The 22202-nt window shown below is 49.5% G+C and carries 14 protein-coding genes and 2 pseudogenes; 5 read left to right on the top strand and 11 right to left on the bottom strand.

The genetic code is table 11. The annotated features are described in order from the left end of the window. Positions 1–4 precede the first annotated feature (4 nt). Positions 5–799: an ABC transporter permease gene (locus G9U52_RS31020; RefSeq protein WP_166154979.1), complete on the bottom strand. Its 795-nt coding sequence runs from the start codon at positions 797–799 to the stop codon at positions 5–7. Beyond that, a complete protein-coding gene (locus tag G9U52_RS31015; RefSeq protein ID WP_166154977.1) occupies positions 792–1868 on the bottom strand; it encodes an ABC transporter ATP-binding protein in 1077 nt (358 codons plus the stop codon). The genes G9U52_RS31020 and G9U52_RS31015 overlap by 8 nt, the downstream gene beginning before the upstream one ends. Before the next feature lie 219 nt (positions 1869–2087). On the opposite strand from G9U52_RS31015, the pseudogene G9U52_RS40360 reads away from it, so the two are divergent. From G9U52_RS40360 to G9U52_RS30995, 4 genes and pseudogenes are all read left to right on the top strand, one after another. Further along, positions 2088–3050 (top strand): annotated as a pseudogene (locus G9U52_RS40360) (LCP family protein); the annotation flags it as partial. Positions 3051–3951: 901 nt separating this feature from the next. Beyond that, entirely contained in the window at positions 3952–4749 is a 798-nt protein-coding gene (locus G9U52_RS31005; RefSeq protein WP_166154973.1) for a PhzF family protein, read from the top strand. 100 nt (positions 4750–4849) lie between these two features. Continuing rightward, complete coding sequence (locus G9U52_RS31000; RefSeq protein ID WP_166154971.1) at positions 4850–6196, top strand: glutamate-1-semialdehyde 2,1-aminomutase; 1347 nt, start codon at positions 4850–4852, stop codon at positions 6194–6196. A gap of 527 nt (positions 6197–6723) precedes the next feature. Next, entirely contained in the window at positions 6724–11289 is a 4566-nt protein-coding gene (locus G9U52_RS30995; protein WP_243767665.1) for a glutamate synthase-related protein, read from the top strand. 192 nt (positions 11290–11481) lie between these two features. Here G9U52_RS30995 and G9U52_RS30990 read toward each other — a convergent pair whose 3' ends face one another. From G9U52_RS30990 to kduD, 3 genes are all read right to left on the bottom strand, one after another. Further along, on the bottom strand, positions 11482–12144 hold the full coding sequence (locus G9U52_RS30990) for a bifunctional 2-keto-4-hydroxyglutarate aldolase/2-keto-3-deoxy-6-phosphogluconate aldolase (RefSeq protein ID WP_166154969.1): 663 nt from the start codon (positions 12142–12144) through the stop codon (positions 11482–11484). Between the two features lie 374 nt (positions 12145–12518). Further along, positions 12519–13496: a sugar kinase gene (locus G9U52_RS30985; protein ID WP_166154967.1), complete on the bottom strand. Its 978-nt coding sequence runs from the start codon at positions 13494–13496 to the stop codon at positions 12519–12521. Further along, the gene (gene kduD / locus G9U52_RS30980) at positions 13496–14251 is read right to left on the bottom strand and encodes a 2-dehydro-3-deoxy-D-gluconate 5-dehydrogenase KduD (protein WP_166154965.1); all 756 of its coding nucleotides are present in this window, start codon (positions 14249–14251) and stop codon (positions 13496–13498) included. Before kduD ends, G9U52_RS30985 begins: the two co-directional genes overlap by 1 nt. A 228-nt stretch (positions 14252–14479) precedes the next feature. Between kduD and G9U52_RS30975 the strand changes: the two are divergent. Then, positions 14480–14947: pseudogene (locus G9U52_RS30975) on the top strand (SRPBCC family protein). Positions 14948–15054: 107 nt separating this feature from the next. Here the strand turns inward: G9U52_RS30975 and G9U52_RS30970 are convergent. Genes G9U52_RS30970 through G9U52_RS30945 form a run of 6 tightly spaced genes read right to left on the bottom strand, consistent with a single transcriptional unit; the run spans position 15055 to position 22187 of the window. Next, on the bottom strand, positions 15055–15972 hold the full coding sequence (locus tag G9U52_RS30970) for a dihydrodipicolinate synthase family protein (RefSeq protein WP_166154963.1): 918 nt from the start codon (positions 15970–15972) through the stop codon (positions 15055–15057). 40 nt (positions 15973–16012) lie between these two features. After that, positions 16013–16987 carry an ROK family protein gene (locus tag G9U52_RS30965; protein ID WP_166154961.1) on the bottom strand — a complete coding sequence of 325 codons (975 nt, stop codon included), beginning with the start codon at positions 16985–16987 and terminating at the stop codon, positions 16013–16015. Continuing rightward, positions 16984–17619 carry a D-sedoheptulose-7-phosphate isomerase gene (locus tag G9U52_RS30960; RefSeq protein WP_166154959.1) on the bottom strand — a complete coding sequence of 212 codons (636 nt, stop codon included), beginning with the start codon at positions 17617–17619 and terminating at the stop codon, positions 16984–16986. The genes G9U52_RS30965 and G9U52_RS30960 overlap by 4 nt, the downstream gene beginning before the upstream one ends. A gap of 31 nt (positions 17620–17650) precedes the next feature. Further along, positions 17651–20206, bottom strand: coding sequence for an alpha-mannosidase (locus G9U52_RS30955; protein WP_166154957.1), 2556 nt, complete (start codon positions 20204–20206; stop codon positions 17651–17653). A 60-nt stretch (positions 20207–20266) separates the two neighbouring features. Further along, positions 20267–21139: a carbohydrate ABC transporter permease gene (locus G9U52_RS30950; RefSeq protein WP_166154955.1), complete on the bottom strand. Its 873-nt coding sequence runs from the start codon at positions 21137–21139 to the stop codon at positions 20267–20269. Positions 21140–21155: 16 nt separating this feature from the next. Beyond that, on the bottom strand, positions 21156–22187 hold the full coding sequence (locus G9U52_RS30945) for an ABC transporter permease (RefSeq protein ID WP_311764946.1): 1032 nt from the start codon (positions 22185–22187) through the stop codon (positions 21156–21158). Positions 22188–22202 lie beyond the last annotated feature (15 nt).

Here is a 22202-nt window from a genome sequence, read left to right as displayed (position 1 = left end):
CTGTTTATCCCCCCTGCACGAACAGCCGCGTCCGTGCACTGCGCCATAATAATCCCAAAGGCACAATTAATAACGCAACCCATAATAGCTGTACACCTAAAACTTCATAAATCGCATTGCCGGTTACTTTGCCTGTAAACACGGAGCCTGGCAAATAGGTAATTGCCTGAAAGGGCAGCAGCTTCAAGATGCTCTCCGCCCAGCCTGGGAAAAAGGACATCGGCACGATCAATCCCGAGAATAAATCGACCATAACCCGCTTCATGCGGATCAAGCCATCATTGTTTTCAAGAAAAAAAGCAAATAGCCCTGTAATCACATTAATCTGTGAATTAATTAAGAAGCTTAGAAATAACATAAGAAGGAAGACAACCCATACAACCGGGTCCGTTGGAAGCTTGACTGGAAACAGCAGCGAAACCACGGCCATCCCAGGCACCATAAACAAGAGCAGGCGAAAGATGCCCTCGCCCAAGCCCTGCATCATTTTCACGAAAACATAGTTGTAAGGGCGAATGAACTGGATGGCAACACTGCCGTCCTTGATCTCTCTGGCAATTTCACTGTCCAAATTATTGTAATAAAAAGCGCGCGCCATCCAGGAGACGGCCACATAGGTTGTAATCTGCGAAACCGTCATGCCACCCAAAACTTCTTTGGTTCCATAAATTGCTTTCCACAGAAAATAATAGGCGCCTATATTCAATGTATAAATGATAATGCCACTGTAATAATTAACACGGTAAGCCAGCATCATCAAAAAGCGCATCCGGATGATTTCCAAATAAGCGCTAAGCATGCGGAGCCACTTCCTTCTCCTGCGAGGCTTGCCCGGAATCCGATTCATTGCGATAAGTTGGCTTGGCAACAGCGGAACCAGATTGATAAATCTCGCGTACAATATCATCGGTTTCCATTTGGGTAATTTGAATATCTTCAATGCTCATCACACCAACAACACGGCTTAGCACTTCCGAGACATTGGCCTTGTTTTGCGGAATCCAGACACGGGCTGTCCATTCATCATCTACCGACCAATGTACTTCCATGCCAGAAGTCAGCTCCTGTAGCCGCTCCAGCTGTACAGCTTCTGCAAAGCGCAAAATAATGTCTTTGCCCTTGCCCCACTTTTCTTTGAGCTCTGCCAGCCCGCCGTCATATATAATCCGTCCATCATCCAGCATAATGACGCGCGAACAAAGCGCCTCGATGTCCTGAAGGTCATGAGTGGTCAGCAGAATCGTCGTTTCAAAGCGCTGATTCATCGACTTCAGAAATTCACGAATTTCTGTTTTCACAACAATGTCCAGGCCAATCGTCGGCTCGTCGAGAAATAGGATCTGCGGATTATGCAGCAGTGATGCTGCCAGCTCACAGCGCATTCTTTGGCCAAGGCTTAGCTTGCGCACGGGGCGGTTCAGCAGATCTGAAAGCTGCAGACGCTCCACCAGCTCGCTTAATCGCGGTTTAAATTCGGCTTCGGAGACACGGTACACTTTTTTAAGCAGCTGGAAGGATTCAATGACACCAATATCCCACCATAGTTGGCTGCGTTGCCCGAACACAACACCAATGCCCTTAACGAAGGCTTCACGTTCCTTATGGGGGATGTAGCCGTTCACCTTGATGCTGCCGGAGGTAGGAACCAAAATGCCTGTCAGCATTTTAATCGTTGTGGACTTGCCAGCCCCATTTTCCCCAATATAACCGCATATTTCACCCTTTTTAATTTGAAAGGAGATATCTTTAACCGCTGTTACTTGGCTGTACTCACGGTTGAATAGGTCACGGATCGCACCCTTAAGCCCCTCGCGGGTTTTCTGAATCTGGAATTCCTTACGCAGGTCATTCACGTCAATCGCTAGCATGGCTTCCTCCTGATGGTTTCGTTTCGACAAAATATTCCTTAACGCGAAACTTGATATAAATAAAACAAACGAACTATAATTGTATTATAATGAAGAAGGCTATCATTTCCTGCCACCATTATGCATGAACCTGCAACATTTCCTAATCCTATACGTTATGATACACGAACCAACTCCAAAGCAAAAGGAAATTAGTACAACTATGAAAGAGGCGCAAATATGCTTAAAAAATTAAAATGGACGTTATTGTCGTTATCTCTGCTGCTCGTAGGCGGGATTGGATATTATACATATGCCTTTATGAGCTTTGCCAATAATATTCAATCCAAGCCGGAAACGACGATAAAGAAACCGAACACATTGTCCACACAAAACGTATCCAAAAACATCGAAACGTACCTCCCCCCCAAATGGGAAGGAAAACAGCGGGTGAATTTGTTGATTCTCGGAGGCGATTCTCGGGGCTTAAAGCAAAATGAGGTGCCCCGTTCAGACTCTTTAATTGTAGCCTCCATTGACCCGGTAACTAAAAAGGCGCATCTGTTTTCGATCATGCGGGATACTTATGTGAAAATCCCTGGCTATGGCGAGGATCGTATCAATGCGGCTTATGCATTAGGCGGCCCGAACCTGACGATGAAAACCGTAGGCGACCTGCTTGGTATTCCAATTCAGTATTATGTCTATACGGATTTCAAAGGATTTATTGCTCTGGTAGATGCGATCGACGGCATTGAGATGGATGTAGAAAAGGATATGAAATATTCGGATTCCGAGGATGGGCCTGAATATGATATTAATTTGAAAAAGGGACTGCAGCATCTAAATGGTACAACGGCGCTGCAATATGTCCGGTTTCGCCATGATGCTATGAGTGACTTTTCACGTACAGAGCGGCAGCGTAATTTTATCCAAGCGGTTGTGAAAAAGATGCAATCGACCTCTTCCCTGCTTAAGCTTCCATGGATATTGAGCAGCATTGACCCTTATATTGAGACCAATTTGTCCACTACCGATATGATCAAACTGGGTTCTTTAGGCTATGAAGCCAAGACCGAGGGAATGACCAGCCAGCAGATTCCTCCCTTCGAGCTTTTGCAGGAAAAGAAGGTTGGCGGTGCTGATGTGATAGGCGTTAACCGTGATAAGCTGCAAGCCTTCATCAAAGCCTTGTTGGAGAAACCGGATCCCAATGCGCCGCCGGTAAATGAAATGAACAATAACGAGGATAACAGCATAGAAGTGAATTCCGTTAATGGGGCGAGTCCATTGATAACAGGGCGGGTGGATACAAGCTATGCGGCGGCGAATAAGCCGGCTGTAACGCCTAAACCGGCTCCCGTAGTGAGCCCTACAACGACGAAGAAACCGGCTTCTGGCTCCACTTCTGGCACAACTAATAAACCAGCTGCCAGCACTGGCACTGGCTCGACCTCAGGCGTGGCCAACAAGCCTGCGGCTGGAGCCGGAACGGCTGCTAACTCAGCTAACAAGCCAACCACAAGCAGCGGCTCCACATCCAGCACGGCTGGCAAGCCTGCTTCTGGCACTGCTGCCGATTCGGCCAATAAGCCGACCACAAGCTCGACCTCCGGTACAACAACCAAATCTACCTCAGGCCAGCTTACTAAGCCTGTAGCAGATGCTAAGTCGGATTCAAACACCAAGACTGAAACGGTTGATAAGCTGCCTGCTGGAACAGCCGCAAACGGGACAAGCAAATCTACCACAGACCAGACCGCTGGTTCGGCTGCCAAGCCTGTGACAGGGGCTAGCAGCGCAGACTCGTCCAGTAAGCCTGCCTCAAGCCCGGCCACCGGGTCCTCCGTGGTGAAGCCTTCAGCTGAAGCTAAACCAGCCACTAGCACAGGAAGCAAGCTCGAGGCTGAAGCTACTAACGAAGCTAAGCCCGCCACAAGCCGCTGAACCGCAACGATAAGCAGCATAAAATACTGCGTCAAGTCTGTACTAGGAAAAGCTATTCCTTGCCACCACTGTGGGACGGAATAGCTTTTCCTGGTACAGAACCAAATTTATAAGTGAATTAATTCTAGCTACTTCAACTTATAAGGAGCTGTTTAAGATGATCTCAATTTATACGGTTGATACCTTTACTTCCACTGCTTTTTCCGGAAATCCGGCAGCTGTTTGTATATTGGAAGCATTTCCAGAGGATGACCACTGGCTACAGCAAATCGCCGCAGAAATGAATTTATCTGAGACTGCCTTTTTATGTGCGATGGATAATGGCAGCTATCGGCTGCGTTGGTTTACTCCGGTTGCAGAAGTCGACTTGTGCGGGCACGCAACGCTTGCAAGCGCACAGGTGCTCTGGGAATCAGGCGCTGCCTATGGTGTGGACCTGCTCCGCTTTCACACCAAAAGCGGCGTGCTGACAGCCAAACGGCTTGACAATGGGATCGAGCTGAATTTCCCGGCAGAGCCTCCGGTTCCCTGTGATGCCCCTCCCCAATTAGCGCAAGCCTTGGGCAATTCCCAGCCTGTTGCTGTTTGCCGCAATCGGCTTGATTACATCGTAGAGCTGGCATCAGAAAAAGAGGTTCGCGAGCTTAAACCGGATTTCAGAGCCCTTGCTGAGCTGCCTAGCCGCGGCTTGCTTGTAACGGGCCCATCAGAGCATCCCGACTATGATTTTGTGGCCCGTTGCTTTTTCTCCCCAGTAGGTGTGGATGAAGATCCTGTTACGGGTTCTGCCTACTGCGCGCTAGCTCCCTATTGGAAAGATAAGCTCGGTAAAAGCACGTTATCAGCAATCCAGCTCTCCGCAAGGGGCGGCGCTGTAAAGCTGCAAGCAGCTAATAACCGTGTGCTGATCCAAGGGCAAGCTGTGATTGTGATCAAAGGGCTGTTGGTTCAGTAAATGCTATAGGCACAAATAAATGCTATAGATGCTGACTTTACAAATAATTATAGGCTAGGTTTCATAAATTTCATCAGATGTAGAAGGAGTCGTATTTAACATGACTAAGCCTTACCTTAATAAGCCAACAGGCTCCCGTTCGGAAGCTTTATACAACGAGGCGCTTCAACATATCGTAGGCGGGGTCAACAGCCCCTCCCGTTCCTTCAAAGCTGTAGGTGGCGGTGCCCCGGTTTTTATGAAACGCGGAAAAGGTGCCTATTTCTGGGATGAGGACGGCAAACGCTACATCGATTATTTAGCCGCCTACGGGCCGATCATTCTAGGGCATGCGCATCCGCATGTAACCGCCGCAATCTGCCGTGCTGCCGAGAACGGCACCTTGTTCGGAACACCCACGGAGCTTGAGGTCGTATTCGCGCGGATGCTTAAGTCGGCCATTCCGTCGCTCGACAAAGTACGCTTCGTCAACTCCGGTACAGAGGCCGTGATGACTACGATCCGCGTTGCCCGTGCCTTCACCGGGCGCAGCAAAATCATCAAATTCGCCGGCTGCTACCACGGCCATTCCGATTTGGTGCTGGTTGCTGCGGGTTCGGGACCTTCGACGCTCGGCATACCCGACAGCGCCGGAGTACCTAAGAGCATCGCAAGTGAAGTCATCACGGTGCCCTACAATGACAGCGAGGCGCTGGAAGCAGCGCTGGCACATTGGGGCGACGAGATCGCCGCCGTGATGATCGAGCCGATCGTCGGCAACTTTGGCATGGTGATGCCAAAGCCGGGTTTTCTGGAGCGGCTCTGCACCGCAACACGCCGCAATGGGTCCCTCGTCATCTACGACGAGGTCATCACCGCCTTCCGCTTCCATTACGGTGCGGCCCAGACCTTCGATGGCCTGGAGGCTCCTAGCTACGCGGCCATCGAGCCCGACCTGACGGCGCTTGGCAAAATCATCGGCGGTGGGCTGCCGATTGGCGCCTATGGCGGCCGCAAGGAGATCATGGACAAGGTGGCCCCGCTGGGCCCGGCTTATCAAGCCGGGACGATGGCCGGCAACCCGGCGTCCATCTCGGCAGGCATTGCCTGCCTAGAAGCCCTTCAGGAGCCGGGCCTCTACGACCGGCTTGACCGGCTCGCGGCAAGCCTCGAAGCCGGCCTTGCCGCGGCGGCGCGCGCTCATGGAATCGCGCTCACGATCAATCGCATCCGTGGGTCATTATCGACCCATTTTTGCAACCATCCCGTGAGCGACTATGAGGAAGCCCAAGATACCGACGGCGAGCTATTCGCCCATTTTTTCAGGTCAATGCTGGAGCAGGGCATCTGCTTGGCCCCCTCCAAATATGAAGCCTGGTTTATGACGGCCGCGCACACCGAGCAGGATATAGCTGACACGATAACTGCGGCAGACCATGCCTTTGCCAAGCTAAAACCATACATTTAATAGAAGAAAACGAATTGAATGATCGTCTTATACTAAGTAAAAAACGAACTATTACCTGGACTGGCTAATAGTTCGTTCGCTTTTGTAGATGATGAAAATCTTTCGTTTTTTTTATTTATTCACCAATTATGCAAATTAGGTAACGCTTACATCCACTCATTCCCTTTAATGTTCTATTGTACCTTGGTCCATTTCATGATATTCTATGTATACTTTACTTTTGGAATAAATCTATAATAATCATATATTTTCAAAGAAATTCAGCTTTTACACCTTTCCCAATATGCCCCCATTGTCTCGATCTGAGTTCGTGGACTTTTTGTGTCTCATGCTTTATAATCAGCAATCACACTGGCACTCACAACAAAAATATTGTCATTTATACAGAAATAATGAATTTTTATTCAATTTTAATAACCCGATGTTTTTGTCCCTCTTTTCCTTTTATTGGTTTGCAACTTTTGCCTAGTGTTTAACAGACCCGCAATTATAATTGGGAGGTGATGGTCAGCCTGCTGACCACGAATATGAATAAAGTAATGCGAAATGAAGGAAAATTTCAAGACCTATTGGCTACTGAGCACGATAGCTGCGGTATTATTTGTATAGTAGAGAAGGATGGATTTCCGTCCCGGGACAATATTCGTAAAACCATTGAAGCACTTGTCAAGATGGAGCATCGCTCTGGCTTTATTAATGGAGAAGGTGATGGCTGCGGGATTTTGACCGATATTCCAAGAGCACTTTGGGAAAAAAAGCTAAACAATGCCGGTCTTGATGGCAAGCTTGCTTATGACACCCATTTTTCCATTGGCCATATTTTCGTACCCCGCAAGCTCGATACCTCTGCTGCTGACATTCAAAAGGGGATTCGTGCATTATTTGCCCAATTCGGCGTTACGATTATTGTGGAGCAAGAGAACGAAGTGGATAGCAGTGTGCTGGGTGCTAACGGCCGTAATGATGAGCCCACCTTCTGGCAAATTGCTGCAATTTGTGATAACAACGAACGCCCGACAGCCGACCATTTATTCGAGCTTCATACAGCTATTGAAAGCCGCTATTCGGTTCACGTAGCTACATTAAGCAACGTGACGGCAGCTTATAAAGTAATGGGTGCTGCTAGCATCCTGCCCTTATATTTTAACGATACACGTGACCCGTTGTTTGCCGCTCAGGTTACCATTGGGCATAACCGTTTTTCGACGAATACGCAGTCCAGCTTTTTCCGTGTCCAACCATTCTCCCTGCTTGGACATAATGGCGAGATTAATACAGTCAAAAAATTGCGCCTAGAAGCCGAGATGATTGGCGTCCAACTGGTTGAGGGCGGCAGTGACTCCCAGGATATGAACCGGACGATCGAAACGTTTATTCACCGATTTGGTATCAGCTTGTTTGAGGCTATGGAGATCGTATTCCCTCCTATTATTAATGAAATGAAATTATTCCGTCCGGAATTGCAGGATATGTACGTCTACTTCCGCCAGATGTGGGGGCATTATGCCCAGGGTCCCGCTGGTATTGTATCGCGCTATGGCAACGAATGTATTTTCAGTGTAGATGCGCTTGGCCTGCGTCCCGTGTGGATGGTGGAAAGCGAAGCCTCCTTGTACTTCTCATCGGAGCAAGGCGTTATTACGGTTGGCGAAATGGTTGCTGATCCTAAGCCTATTGCACCCGGTGAAAAAGTTGGCGTTATTCTAACACCTGGCGAGCATGTCCAAGTCATTCCTTATTCGGAAGTGCAATCCTTGGTCCACGAACGCGCCAGCTCCCGTGTGCAATTCACAGGCTTGCGTAAGCATTTGTTAAATCAAGAGGAGCCTTCGGCTTCGGTCGAACCACCAGCATCGGATGAATTGGCGATTACGGACGCCCTATATAGCGCATTTGGCTGGGATCGTGAAGGCATCCAGATGATCGAGTCGATTGCCGAAACAGGCGCAGAGCCGATTCGGTCGCTAGGTCATGATGGCCCGCATGCCTGTATCAATTGGGAACGGCAAAATATTCCCGATTTCATTAAAGAAAGCGTAGCGGTTGTAACCAATCCCGCAATTGACCGTGACCGCGAAATGGAGCATTTCTCCACTCGCATTATTGTCGGGCCACGCCCTGCTGTATATGACCAGCCGGACCAACGGCTTCGTGTAGAGCTACTCACGCCGCTGGTGCTCGAAGGCAGCAATGGACTCGATGCCTTCGCTGATCTGGGGCAGCCGAGCTTTGAACAGCTTCGCGCCATGTATGCCGCCCAAGGGGACCACGCGGTTGCCGTGTTGTCTACTACCTTTGCGCGAGGTGCATCCTTGCAAGAGGCACTGGCTAAGCTTGCTGCCGATGCCGTTGCAGCCGTTCATAACGGAGCTATGCTCGTTATTCTCGATGACGCCGAGGCGAACCAGAATGACCGCCTCTTCATTGATCCGCATCTTGCTGTATCGCAGGTCGATATTGCGCTACGGGCAGCAAAGCTCTCCTTCGGCAACAACCTGCGCCGCCAGGCTACGCTTGTGCTGCGAACAGCGGCTATCCGCAACCTGCATGATATTGCTGTCGCTTGCGGATTAGGCGCTGATATCTTGTCGCCTTATCTGTTGTTTGCTACCGGTTCCGCCAAAAACGGTGCACCTGCTGCACGCAAAGTATACAGCGCCCTGACCAAGGGCTTGGAGAAGGTCATTTCTACAATCGGTACGCATGAGCTACGCGGTTATACCCGCTTCTTCTCATCGATTGGGCTCAAGCCGGAGCTTGCTGATGTGCTTGATATCGTGAACTATTTGGGCAGCGACAGCGTAGGAACCGGCTTTGCCGAGCTGGAAAAGGATGCGGAGGCGCGCTACTTGGATTACGCTAATCCGAAAGCCAAAGCGGCACGCAACTTCCACTTTTTCCAACGGATGTGGAAAGCGTTGGGTGAAGCCGCAGCCGGAACGGCGCCTTACAGCGATTACAGCGACAAGCTGCGCGAGGAAGAAAAGCGCAATCCGATCTCGATTCGCCATGTAGCGGACTTCAACTATGACAAAGCGCACCAAGAGGGGCGCAAGCCTTTGGAGCCTTCACAGGTTGATATTGGTATTGGCGGGCATAATCTGCCTATGCTGATCTCCTCGATGTCGTTTGGTTCGCAGAATGAAACTGCCTTTCGTGCCTATGCAGAAGCTGGCCACCGTCTGAACATGGTCACCATGAACGGCGAGGGCGGCGAAATTAAAGATATGCTTGGCAAATATACAACAACCCGTGGGGCGCAGGTAGCCTCCGGACGCTTCGGTATTAATGTCGAGCTGACGAATGCCGTTGCTTTTCTGGAAATTAAGATTGGGCAAGGCGCTAAGCCGGGCGAAGGCGGACATCTGCCGGGCTCCAAGGTTACAGCCAAAATCGCACTCGCGCGGAACGCTACCATTGGCTCCGATTTAATTTCGCCATCGAATAACCATGATATTTATTCGATTGAGGACTTATCGCAAATTATTTCAGAATTGAAGGAAGCAAGCGGACGCAAAGCCAAAATCATTGTCAAGGTTCCTATTGTTCCCGGTATTGGTACGATTGCTGTCGGCGTTGCGAAGGCTGGTGCGGATATTATTACACTCTCGGGCTTTGACGGCGGCACGGGCGCGGCACGGATCCATTCCTTGACCCACGTCGGCTTGCCGACGGAAATCGGCACTAAGCTCGCGCATTTGGCTTTAATAGAATCCGGCCTACGCCATAAAGTGGAGCTGTGGTCAGACGGCGGTTTGAAATCAGGCGCCGATGTTGTGAAAATGATGATGCTGGGTGCTAACCGCTGCGGCTTTGGCAGTATCTCGATGCAAGCAATCGGCTGCACCACCTGCCGTGGCTGCCATTTGGACACTTGCCACGTCGGTATTGCTACACAAATCGATACGATGGAAGAAGCCGAGGAAAAAGGGCTTCGCCGCTTCGTACCCCGTGTCTATGATACCGCTGTTGATTCACTTGTTCGGTTATTCGGAGGCATGGGCGAGGAAATCCGCGGAATCGTTGCCCAGCTGGGCTTCAGCCATGCCCAGGAATTGGTTGGACGCTCCGATCTTCTACAGCAAGTGAGTTGCTTGGATAAGATCGACTTAAGTGAAATCTTGCGTCCATCCCCTATTTCTTTCGCTGCTGCGAAAGATGCTTTATTGGAATTGGATGATGCCTCTGTCGTATCCTCCGATATTCGGATTGCGGCAGGCGCCGAGGGCCAGGAGTTTTTCCCGGATTCCTTATCCTTCAACAGTGCTGTAGAGCGTAATTGGTCTAAAGTGGACGCTGAATCGCGTATTCTGGGAACCCGTTATTCCAGCCATCGCGTGCGGAACCGTTATGGCGGCAGCTATGAAAGCTTGCCTGGTGTTTCCTTGAACTTGACCGACGGCTCCGTTCCGGGCAACGGCTTAGGCGCATTTAATGCCCAAGGCCTGAACATTACGGTTCACGGCGGCGCAGAGGATGGCGTTGGCAAAATGTCGTTAGGTGGCAAAATTGCTATTCTCAAATCACTGAGTAATTATAACCAATATATTAATGGTTCCGTTGGTAAATCCTTTGGATATGGTGCACAAAAGGGCTTGTTCCTTATCCAAGGCAATGCCGATAGCCGTGCTTGCATTCGTTTCTCTGGTGCCGATGTTGTTTTTGGCGGCGAGATTACGACCCCGCTGCAGGATGAGCTTGGTGGCATCGCCAGCCGAGCGAACCTCAAAGGCTTTGCCTTTGAATACATGACCAATGGCCGCGCTGTTGTGCTGGGTGATCCGGGTCCATGGATTTGTGCCGGGATGACCGGCGGTGTCATTTACCAGCGCTTGGTGCCTGAGATGGGCTTGGATGAGCTTGCGATTAATCGCCGGATTGCCAAAGGGGCAAAGGTGAAAATCGAGCAAATTGGAGCCCAAAGCGCCAAGGATTTGACGGAACTACTCACCGCTTACCACGAGGAGCTGCTTGCTTCCGGTCAGCAGGACGCAGCGGATACGATCCAACTGTTGCTGGGCAATTTGGTAGCCAGCTTCGTACGCATCGCCCCTGTTGGGCTACAGGCTGACCAATCCGTAGCTACAGAGTAGTCTTAGCCTAGCTGAACGATTAAAAACTTTTAATAAAAAGATAGTTACACCAAAAAGCGTCGCGTATCCACTGATCAGTGGATACGCGACGCTTTTTGGTCGGGCTGAAAATAGCAGTTGGCTTTTAGGGCAACGATGCATCTATCCCCGCTGTTCCTGAAAGGTTACACTACTGCTCGCCGTAATAGTCCCTTACTTTTTGGCGTCTTGGTACGCTTCGATATATTGAGCTGCCTTTTGGGCTACGAGGCTGTAGTCGCCTGCCTTGAGCGCATCTGCTGTTAAATCAGAGCCTATACCGACAGCTACTGCACCAGCTTTGACCCATTCAGCCAAATTGCTAAGCGATACGCCGCCAGTTGGCATGATGTTCGCTTGCGGCAACGGACCCTTAATGGCCTTAATTGTTGACGGCGAGTACAGGTTTCCTGGGAATAGCTTAACGATGTCGACACCAAGCTCCAAGGCTTGTTGAATCTCTTGGATCGTCATAACCCCAGGCATAATAGGCACACGGTACCGATTACACAAGGTTACCGTCGCTGGATTAAGAGCTGGTCCCACGACAAACTCGGAGCCGCTTAATATAGCGATGCGCGCCGTTTCTGGATCCAGCACCGTACCCACGCCTATAATGGCGTATTTGGCAGGATCTTGTGCCGTGCTCGAATATTTCTTCGCCAGCTTCTCGATGGCTTGCAAAGCAAATGGCACGGTCATCGTTACTTCGATGACCTTAATGCCACCAGCGATGGCTTGCTCCGCCATCTCAAATACTTCATCTGGTGTTTCTCCGCGTAATACCGCGACAACACCTTCTTGGGTGATTTGTTGGATGAGTTTGATTTTTTTCATTTGGTTTTACCTCCGTTTTTTTACCCTCCCAAGCCCTCCCTATAGAGAGGGCTTGGGAGGGCTGTGCCCTCTGGACTCCCCTTAGTGTGGGGCGAGGCTATGGTGTGCTCGGGGCGCTTTCGTCCCTGCGGGACACGCCCGACTATGGTGTGGTGCCCATGGATGGACTACGAGTGCTCGGGGCGCTTTCGTCCCTGCGGGACACGCTCGACTATGGTGTGGTGCCCATGGATGGACTACGAGTGCTCGGGGCGCTTTCGTCCCTCTGGGACACGCTCGACTCGACTATGTGCTGATGCTTGTGAGTATAACGTACTACGGCGCGCTTGGCGAACGCATTGCGGGACTCGCTGGTTCGTGCGGATGCCCACGGATTAACGTTCTACATGTTTCACGTTGTTAAGCACAGCTTCAACCTGCTCCCAGGTAGGTATGCCTTCCCAATCGCCTTCGGTTTGCACGACCATGCTGCCGATCAGGTTGCCTAAGCGTACCGCCTCGGTATGGGCATAGCCCTTCAGTAGACCAACAATAAAACCAGCGCAAAATCCATCGCCAGCACCAACGGTATCCACAATCTGCTCTGCTTTAAAGTACGGTACGGATTGTATCGAATCTTTCTCTACCACGTATGTTTCGTCGTCTCCACCTTTTACGATGGACACTGCACTAAGCTCTCTCAGGTGCTGGACAATCTCATCGAAGCTTTCTGTCTGGTACAGAAGCTTCAGCTCGTCCAAACCGGGCAGGAAATAATCGGCTTCTTTAGCCATCTCCAACAACACTCCGCGGGCTTCGTCTAGGGACCATAGCTTAAGTCGCAGATTGGGGTCAAAGCATACCTTCACGCCATGCTTACGGGCAATGCGCATGGCCTCTATCGCTGTTGCACGGCAGGACTCGCTTAATGCTGCTGTTATGCCTGTTACATGCAGGAATTTGGCCTGCTTTATATAATTTTCGTCCAGATGCTCTGGCTTCATCATGCTGGCGGCAGAGCCCTTGCGGTAATAATAGACAGACGTTTTGCCGGATACGACTTCACGAAGCATTAAGCCCGTTGGAGCCTCTGTTGTCAGCTCGACATGGGAGACATCGACGCCCTCCCCACGGAGCTTTTTCACGATAACCTGTCCAAAAGGATCTTTTCCCAAACGGCTGAACCAGCCAACCCGGTGCCCCAAGCGTGCAACACCGATAGCTACATTAGTCTCTGCACCACCGAACAAGCTTTGAAATTGTGATGAATACTCTATGCCTTTGGAGCTTGTCGGCATCATTAGTGCCATCGTTTCACCAAATGTAATGATTTCGGGCCTTTGATCCTGATCAGTGCTATATTGATTTGCCATTATCGATTCATCCACCCTCCGTCGACACACAAAATGTGGCCGTTCATATAATCAGACGCTGCCGATGCCAAGAAAACAGCAGGTCCTTGCAAGTCCAATGTTGTTCCCCAGCGCCCCGCAGGAATTCGCGCCAATATTTGCGTATTCCGATCTTGGTCGGCACGTATAGCTGCTGTATTATCCGTATCCATATATCCAGGTGCAATGGCATTAATCTGGATGCCTTTACTTGCCCATTCATTGGCCAAAGCTTTTGTAATACCAGCAACAGCATGCTTGGAAGCCGTGTAGCCAGGAACGTTGATTCCCCCTTGAAAGCTAAGCATGGAAGCTATATTAATGATTTTGCCGGATCCTTGCTTGATCATCTCATTACCGACAAGCTGACATAGGAAGAATACGGCGTTCATATTCAGGTTGATGACATGATGCCAATCTTGTGCGCTATGCTCGGCTGCAGGCGTCCGACGTATTATACCCGCATTATTAACCAGAATATCGACTTTGCCAAAAATAGAAAGCGTTTCACTAAGGATCCGCGGCAATTCTTTTTCGTCTGACAAATTGGCTACAACAGTATGCACCCTGCGTCCCATAGCTTCAATTTCCAGCTGTGTTTCCCGATTGCGATCATTGCTTGTAACAATAACAATATCCGCTCCTGCCTTTGCCAAACCAAGCGAAATCCCGCCACCCAGGCCTACGGCTCCGCCTGTCACGATCGCTACTTTACCCGACAAATCAAAAAAACTCATCTTCACACCCCGTTTTACGTTTTATGTACCCTTCGTAAAGTTTAGATTGCCCCTATGGATGCTCTCTTTGCCAGTTGTAAGCCTTCTTTATTATAAGTGAAGTATCTGCGATGCACCAGACCAAGCCCGAAAAAATCCAATGGTAGCAACTGAGCAATGAATAAGAAATCATGACCTATGGGGTATGCTAGGATTAAGAAAGCTTACACGATCAAAGGAGGAATCATGATGGCTACCCTGAATCATTTACCGATTGCTAAGGCAGAAATGTTAATTAGAAAACCGATTGAGGAGGTGTTTGAAGCTTTTATCGACCCTGTGATTACTTCGAAATTTTGGTTCACCAAAAGCAGCGGAAAACTAGAACCGGGATTACGTGTCCAGTGGGATTGGGAGATGTATGGCGCTTCTGCAGAGGTTGATGTAAAAAAAATCGAGGAGAACAAGCGAATTCTCATCGATTTTGGCGGCAGCACGGTCGAGTGGATATTTACTCCTTGAGCAGAGAACGAAACCATTGTCACGATTACAAACACGGGGTTTAAGGGAGATGGGGATGAGGTCGTAAACCAAGCCATAGACGCAACAGAAGGATTTACGATTGTTCTTTGCGGGCTAAAGGCGCTACTTGAGCACGACATTGTCTTAAATCTCGTAGCGGATAAGGCACCTGACGCCCACGTAAAACAGGAATAACGATTATATTAAGCCTTGATCGGATAAATAAACAATATGCAAAAAGGACTCGCGAATTAACAAACGGAGTCCTTTTTGCCATTGCATTATTTCATTAATTCAGCACATTAGTTCTTTAACTCAGCCAGCACACCGTCTGCATAACGCTTCAGCTGCTCTACCAGCGCACGCTGGTGCGGCTGGAGCCCATTTCCATCCTTAACACGAGTTGTAAGCGAAATAGGCACGCCTGACAGCTGGATGTTGTATTTAGCATCGACTGGATAATATTGCCCTTCGATAGCAGAAGCCAAGCCCAAGAAATCCTGCACCCGCTCCGCCTTCTCAGGCTGTGTGCTCCAATTCTCTGTTAACCAAACATATAAGGCAGGATGGTGGTTAGCCATAATGCCGCTGAAGCCTGCAGCGCCTTGCTTGAGCGACTCAAGCAGTGTAGCCGAATTGGCATTAAACAGCTTCAGCCCGGTTCCTTCCAGAACGGCAAGCCTTGCTTGAATTTCTTCGATATTGCAGCAGGTATCCTTCAGGAACAAGAAGCGACCCGTCGATACGCACCACTGTAGAAGGGCTGGATTGACCAGCCTTTTGTAAGGATAAGGGCATTCATACAAACCAAATTTCACATGGGGAACTGCCTCTAGAATCCGCTGTGCATTAATTTTCCATACCTCATCGGACTCATGCTCGTCCGCCAAACGGTTCGTCAGCATTACAAAGGCTTCGATGCCCGTAGCCGAAATTAGTTTAATTTCGTTTATTTGATCCTCAATCCGATCCGAAGTATGGCCTGAGGCAATGACAGGAACACGACCGGCCGCTTGCCTGACCACAGTTTCAGTAGCCTTCAATCTTTCCTCAAGGCTAAGCTTGAACATTTCACTGGATTGACAAACGGCGAATAAACCATGCACGCCCTGCCCGATATACCAATCTACCAGCCGTTCTAAATTCGGAATATCCAATTCATTATTTTCCGTGAATGGCGTTAGCATTGTTGGCCATACACCATCGACAATATTAGTCATCTCAAGTTCCCACCTTATCGTTAGTCAAATAATTTCATGCTTAGGCTGTGGCCAACTGGTGCAAGGCCACAGACAATCCGGCATAATCGCCGACATTTTCCTTTAAGCCTGCAGGGACGATCCGGCAGACCGATAACGAAAGCGGGAGCGCTTCGCAACCAAGCGCTTCGAGCATGATCGGCTCCAGAAGGGCCTGCTGCCTGCCGTAAATGCTGCCAATCACGATGCAGTCCGGGTTGAGGATATCAACCAGCAGAGCCAAACCGCTGCCAAGCTTACGGCCAACAGTCTGAAAAATTCCAACCGCATCCGCTTCGCCCCGCTTGGCAGCTTCTCCGATCGCTTCTGCGGTAATTTCCGCAAGCCGCTCGGGCTCGGAGCAAAAGGAAGGGCTTTGCCCTTCCGCGAACATCTGGGCAGCCAAGGAACGGCCCAGCTCAGCAATGCCGCCACCGCTGCAAAACCCCTCAAAGGAGCCCGCTTTGCCATAGCCAGTAGGACCTGTAGGCTCCAGGCGGATATGCCCGACTTCACCGGCCATATCGGAGGCTCCCGAATACAGCCTGCCGTCCAGAATCAGTCCGGCCCCCATTCCCGTGCCGAAGGTCAAAAAGATCAAGTTGCGGCTGCCCCTGCCTGCTCCCCACTGCCATTCCGCCAATGCACATGCATTGGCATCGTTTTGCAAACCGACAGGAACCGCGAATCGTTCGCGGAAGGGGCTGACGACATCGATACGCGACCAATTCGGCAAATTCGGCGGAGACAGAATCAAGCCCGCCGCGCTATCTAACGGTCCGCCGCAGCTAATGCCTATCGCAGCCAGCTCGCCACGGCTCGCATGCTCGGCCAGCAGCTCCTCTAGCTCGCTCAGCAAGCGTGCTACATTCGCCAAAGGCTCAGCCAACGTCGCAAATCTGCGTTTGGCTATAATTTCGATTTGGTCGCTGACGGCTACGCCCAAGCTAACCGCACATTTAGTCCCTCCGATGTCGATTCCAGCCATAATCCTCATGATGGGAAAAATTCCTCCTCCAGCATAATGCATAAGGCATGGTAGATGGGCAGGTGGCGTTCTTGAATGTCCGGAGTCAGATCCCATGGCACCCGGATCGTCACATCGCATAGCTCGGACATTTGCCCCCCATGCCTCCCTGTAAGGCCGATCGTATGAAGGCCCTGCACCTTGGCAACCTGCATGGCCCGTTTCACATTGGCCGAATTGCCGGAGGTGCTAAGCCCGAGCAGTGTATCGCCGGGCTTGCCATAACCGTACACCTGCTGGGCAAAAATCATTTCCGCCGACACATCGTTGGCAAAAGCCGTAATGAGTGCGGAATGGCTGACCAAAGAAATCGCAGGCAATGCCCCTTGCAAATGAGCAGCTAGAAAATCGCCATCCTCCGGGAATTGAGCTAGGAAAGCACTTTCGGCTGCCTCAGATAATACCCGTTTGGAGCGAAAGCCCTTCATTAATTCACCGACAATATGCTCACTATCCGAGGCGCTGCCCCCATTGCCGCATAGCAATAGCTTGCCACCTCCCCGATAGGTTTGCTTCAATAGGGCAAAAGCTTTTTCCAAATCAGGTAAGCATACGTCAAGCTCAGGGTATTTGTTGCACATTTCTGCAAGTGTAACGTTCATCGACAAGCTCCTTTCGTTTTATATTGTAAGCTTAGACTACTTGGTGCAGCTCAATAAAATTGACTTCTGCAATATCCAGGCTCGAATCATCAGGAATCCAGAAGGTTTTGATTTCACATTTGCCAAAGGTTGCTTTCCATTCTCGCTTCAGCACTGGCAGCTTAATGGCGACTTCCGTTTCCTGACCCAAGGTTTCGTAGCAGCGGACAATCCAGCCGTCACCATCCTCAGCCCGTTTGAAGGCTGTTGCCACTACCGACTCCGCGGAAACCTCGATGCCTTGAAAATATTGCGGCAGCTGTCCCTCATGGTACGTTTCCCACATCAGCAAAGGTGGTACGTTCAGCTCATTCGCTTTTTGGACTAATCGACCCTGCTTCCAGTCGCCAGCATGCGGGGTGAGGGTGTAGGTGAATTCCTGCACACCTTGATCCATAAATTCAACCTGCTCATCACGCTCACCAAAATGGTCAGCGAAAATCGGGCTGCGCACAACGGTCATTCTAATTTCGCTGCCCAACACATCATAGGCATATTTCGCATCATTCAATAGCGCCATCCCTCTAACTTGCTGTTCAGCATCATCCGCCACTCCACTTGCCTCAACAGCTCCATCAGCTTCTTTTATCTCCTCTGCTTCACGAGGCACCTTACCCGATACATCCACCCATTGCTGCCCAGGCACTTCGTTTCCATCGGTAGCGCGTTCGATATAGCCATAAGGGATTTCCGATACGGACTCCGGCTGCTCCACACGGATGGGAAAAGCGAGCTTCAGCATCTTATGCTTCTCTCTCCAATCTAGCTGCACACGAACCTGCAGGTCGCCTGACAAATGCCCCAGGCTTATATCCTGGCGCAACACCGAGCCATTGTATCGGCTGGTCACGCGCAATGTCGAACGCAGCGATCCTTCTTCCAGCACTTGAATCCTCGCATCGCTGAAGCGAGCAATTTCATCACGGTATTGCTTCAGCCCGTGCCCCCAGGTGTCGCTGTGAAACTCATCGATCACAATCGGTACGGCGCCTTTGCCATTTAATAGCTCGCTATTCGTCTGCTTATCGAAGATGCTCTGAATGTATCCCGTGTGGGCTTCCAGCTCAACTCGAACGAACGCATTTTCCAGTGTATTGCCATCCACACGGACTTCACCAGCCAATGCTTCTGCTGCTATTTCTTTATCTCGGTAGGTCCAGTAAACACGGTAGCCAAATGCTGGGACACGAACAGTGATCAAGGAATCCCATTTGTCTTCCTTCCCGTTCGTCCGTGAGGCACGTACGGTTTGGATCGCTACGGGCGCTCCGGTTTCATCAGTAACGCTCTTCAGCTTTTTGTTTACCTTAACTAGCGCTTCCACTTCCCAAGACAAGGGATTAAACACGACAATGGGCGCGCCCAAATCATCCTGCTCCCAGGTTTGCCAATCCTTATCCTTGCTCAGCGATTTCACCTCAGGCTTCATCGTATCGATCGCCCATGACATTTTTTGCATCGCTGCGTTTAAGGTCCTGGCTCCTATCGCTAACGCTTCACCGTGGAATTCCCTTACGTCATCGAACGCCTCTTTAATGCTGCAGCCGCCCATAATATCGTGGAATTGGTTAAACATGACGTTTTCCCAAGCTAGGTTTAGCGCTGCTTTCGGATAAGGAAGCCCCAGCGTCATATGGGCAAATGAGGAGAATTTCTCTGCACTTAACAGACGGTGCTCAGCACGGCGGTTGTTCGCCTTTGATTCTGAATGGGCAGAATAACAACCAACGGCATGACGCTGCATTTCGTCCTTAACGACCGGAATTGTCGGATTGGCTTCGACCATATCTGCGAAAAATTGATTTGGCGAGCTAAGAATAATGCGGTCCCGGCCATGCTCTTCACGTATCTCATCAATTAGCTGCAGATTAGCTACCGTGGGTCCACCACCATGGTTACCCACTCCGTAGAACGACATATAATCATGTCCTTTTTCTTCGGCAAGCTGCTTATGCTTAAGAATTTTGGCATCCTTGCCATGCTTCGTAAAGTTAGCGTAGCTGTCTGACAGACGGAATGTCATGACACGGCTGCCATCCTCGGAATCCCACCAAAATAAATCATTTTCCAGATTTTTCTCATGCGCTTCTGGACGCATAAACAGATAATAGTCCATCCCGCTTTGCTTGAGAATTTGTGGCATCATCCCGTGATGGCCAAATGAATCGACGTTATAGCCAACACTAGCCATAATCCCGAACTTCTCCAGAAAATAACGCTGTCCATACAAACCATGGCGGGCAAACGATTCGCCTGACGGCAGATTGCAGTCCGGCTGGATCCACCAGCCGCCCGTTATTACCCAGCGGCCTTCGGTAACGCGGTCATGAATTTCCGCGAACATCTCAGGCGCATTTTCCTCCACCCATTGGTAATAGGCTGCGCAAGCGCATGTAAACACAAATTCAGGAAATTCATTCAAGCGGTCCAATGCAGAGCGGAACGTTGCTTTGATCTCCGCATAACCCTCCTGCCACTGCCATAACCAAACGGGGTCTAAATGGGCGTTGCCTATTAGGTGAACCTTCGTATTTTCATTTCCGGTCATGTCCACTGCTCCTTTTAATTGTTTGCACACTCAACCCAAGCAACTCGTTGGATACGCTGACTAGCCCTTCACCGCGCCCAACATAGCGCCTTGGATAAAATATTTTTGCACGAATGGGTAAATGAGTAAGATAGGTAAAATAACAACAAACACGACCGCATACTTAACATTTTGCGCCATCATGGTAATACCTTCGGCTGAGCCCGTTTCTGTTGTTTGCGAGGATAGCTCGCCTTGAATCACGATGTTACGTACTAGAATTTGCAGCGGATATAAATCCTTATCATTCAAATATATCATCGCAGGGAAGAAGCTATTCCAATGCGCCACCGCATAAAAGATGAACATCGTCGCCATAACCGGCAGCGATAAAGGCAGCACGATTTTCCACAAAATCGTTCCTTCCCCTGCACCATCGACAGTAGCCGACTCGTAGAGAGCATCGGGTATTTCCTCAAAAAACGTCCGCATCAAAATCATGTTAAACACATTGATCGCTGTCGGGATCAGTAACGCCCAGATCGTGTTAACCATCCCTAGCGAATGGATAACGGTATACCTCGGAATTAAACCGCCATCGAAAAACATCGTAAATACAACAAAAAAAGCAAATAGCGACCTGCCGTACAAATATCTTTTCGAGAGCGGATACGCGCATAACATCGTCATAAACAAATTAACAACGACCCCAAGCGAGGTATACAGCAAGGTGTTCATGTAAGAACGGATAATTGCCGGATCATCAAATACAATGGAATAAGCCTTTAAAGAAAACTCGATAGGGAACAGGAAAACTTCGCCTCTTTGTACGGCTATGCCTGAGCTTACGGACACAATAGCCATATAATATAAGGGATAGATCGTAACAACGATCAAAAGCAGCATGAGTATTACATTTACAATGTCAAAGGGACTAATCTTGTTCAATCTCATCCCGGATTTGTCCTCCTTAGAATAAACTAGCGCCTTGGATCTTCTTGGCAGCCTGATTCGCTGCAACGATTAAAATCAGCGAGATCACGGATTGAAAAATACCTACAGCTGCAGCAAAGCTGAAATCAGCATCAATAAGTCCACGGCGATACACATAGGTTTGTAATACATCTGCAGTTTCGTATGTCGGCCCGCTATATAGCAAAATAATTTTCTCAAAACCTACAGACAGCATATGCCCAATGGTTAACAACAGCATAATCGTAGTCACCGTAGCAATGCCGGGCAACGTAATATGCCGAATTTTGTGCCACCTGTTCGCCCCGTCAATCGTTGCTGCTTCATAGAGTCCAGGATCAATCGAAGCCAACGCAGCCAAATATATAATCGAGCCCCAGCCCATCCCCTGCCAAATTTCCGAGCTGATATAAATCGTACGGAACCATTCAGGCAATGCCATGAACGTCTGGGCTTCTCCCCCAAAGTAGGTAATGATTTGATTAATAAGACCGGAGATCGAAATAAAATTGACAATCATCCCAGCAACCACCACCGTGGACAAAAAATGTGGGATGTACGTTACCGTTTGGATCGTACGCTTGAAAGCTATGCTTCTTAGCTCATTGACCAAAATCGCAAAAATAATTGGAGCCGGAAAATAAAAAAGCAGCGCATATAAATTGAGCATTAAGGTATTGCGCAGCACCTTCCAGAAATAAGGCTCATACAAAAACTGCTTGAAATATTTCAGCCCCGCCCAAGGACTGTTAAACACGCCTTTCATGATCGAATACTCTTGAAAAGCCATGACATTGCCAACCATCGGTGCATAATGAAAAATCATAAAATAAATAAAAGGAAGCACAAACATCGCATATAAATATTTGCTTTTTTGCAGCTTTTTGCGAATGGCTGTCCATCTTGTTTGGCTTCGTGGTGGTTTAGAGGACACGGAAGGGCTGCCTACAACAGTCGATATGGGAATCCACTCCTTTGTGCGAAAATAGAGGGAGCCGCCTCTGTCAACAGACCAGACACGGTTTCCCACTTTTTCGTTCTTTAT

Origin of the sequence: Paenibacillus agricola (assembly GCF_011440305.1) — a bacterium.
Classification (GTDB): Bacteria; Bacillota; Bacilli; order Paenibacillales; family NBRC-103111; genus Paenibacillus_S; species Paenibacillus_S agricola.
Note: the sequence above shows the minus strand (reverse complement) of the source record. Positions and strands in the feature narration are given on the sequence as shown.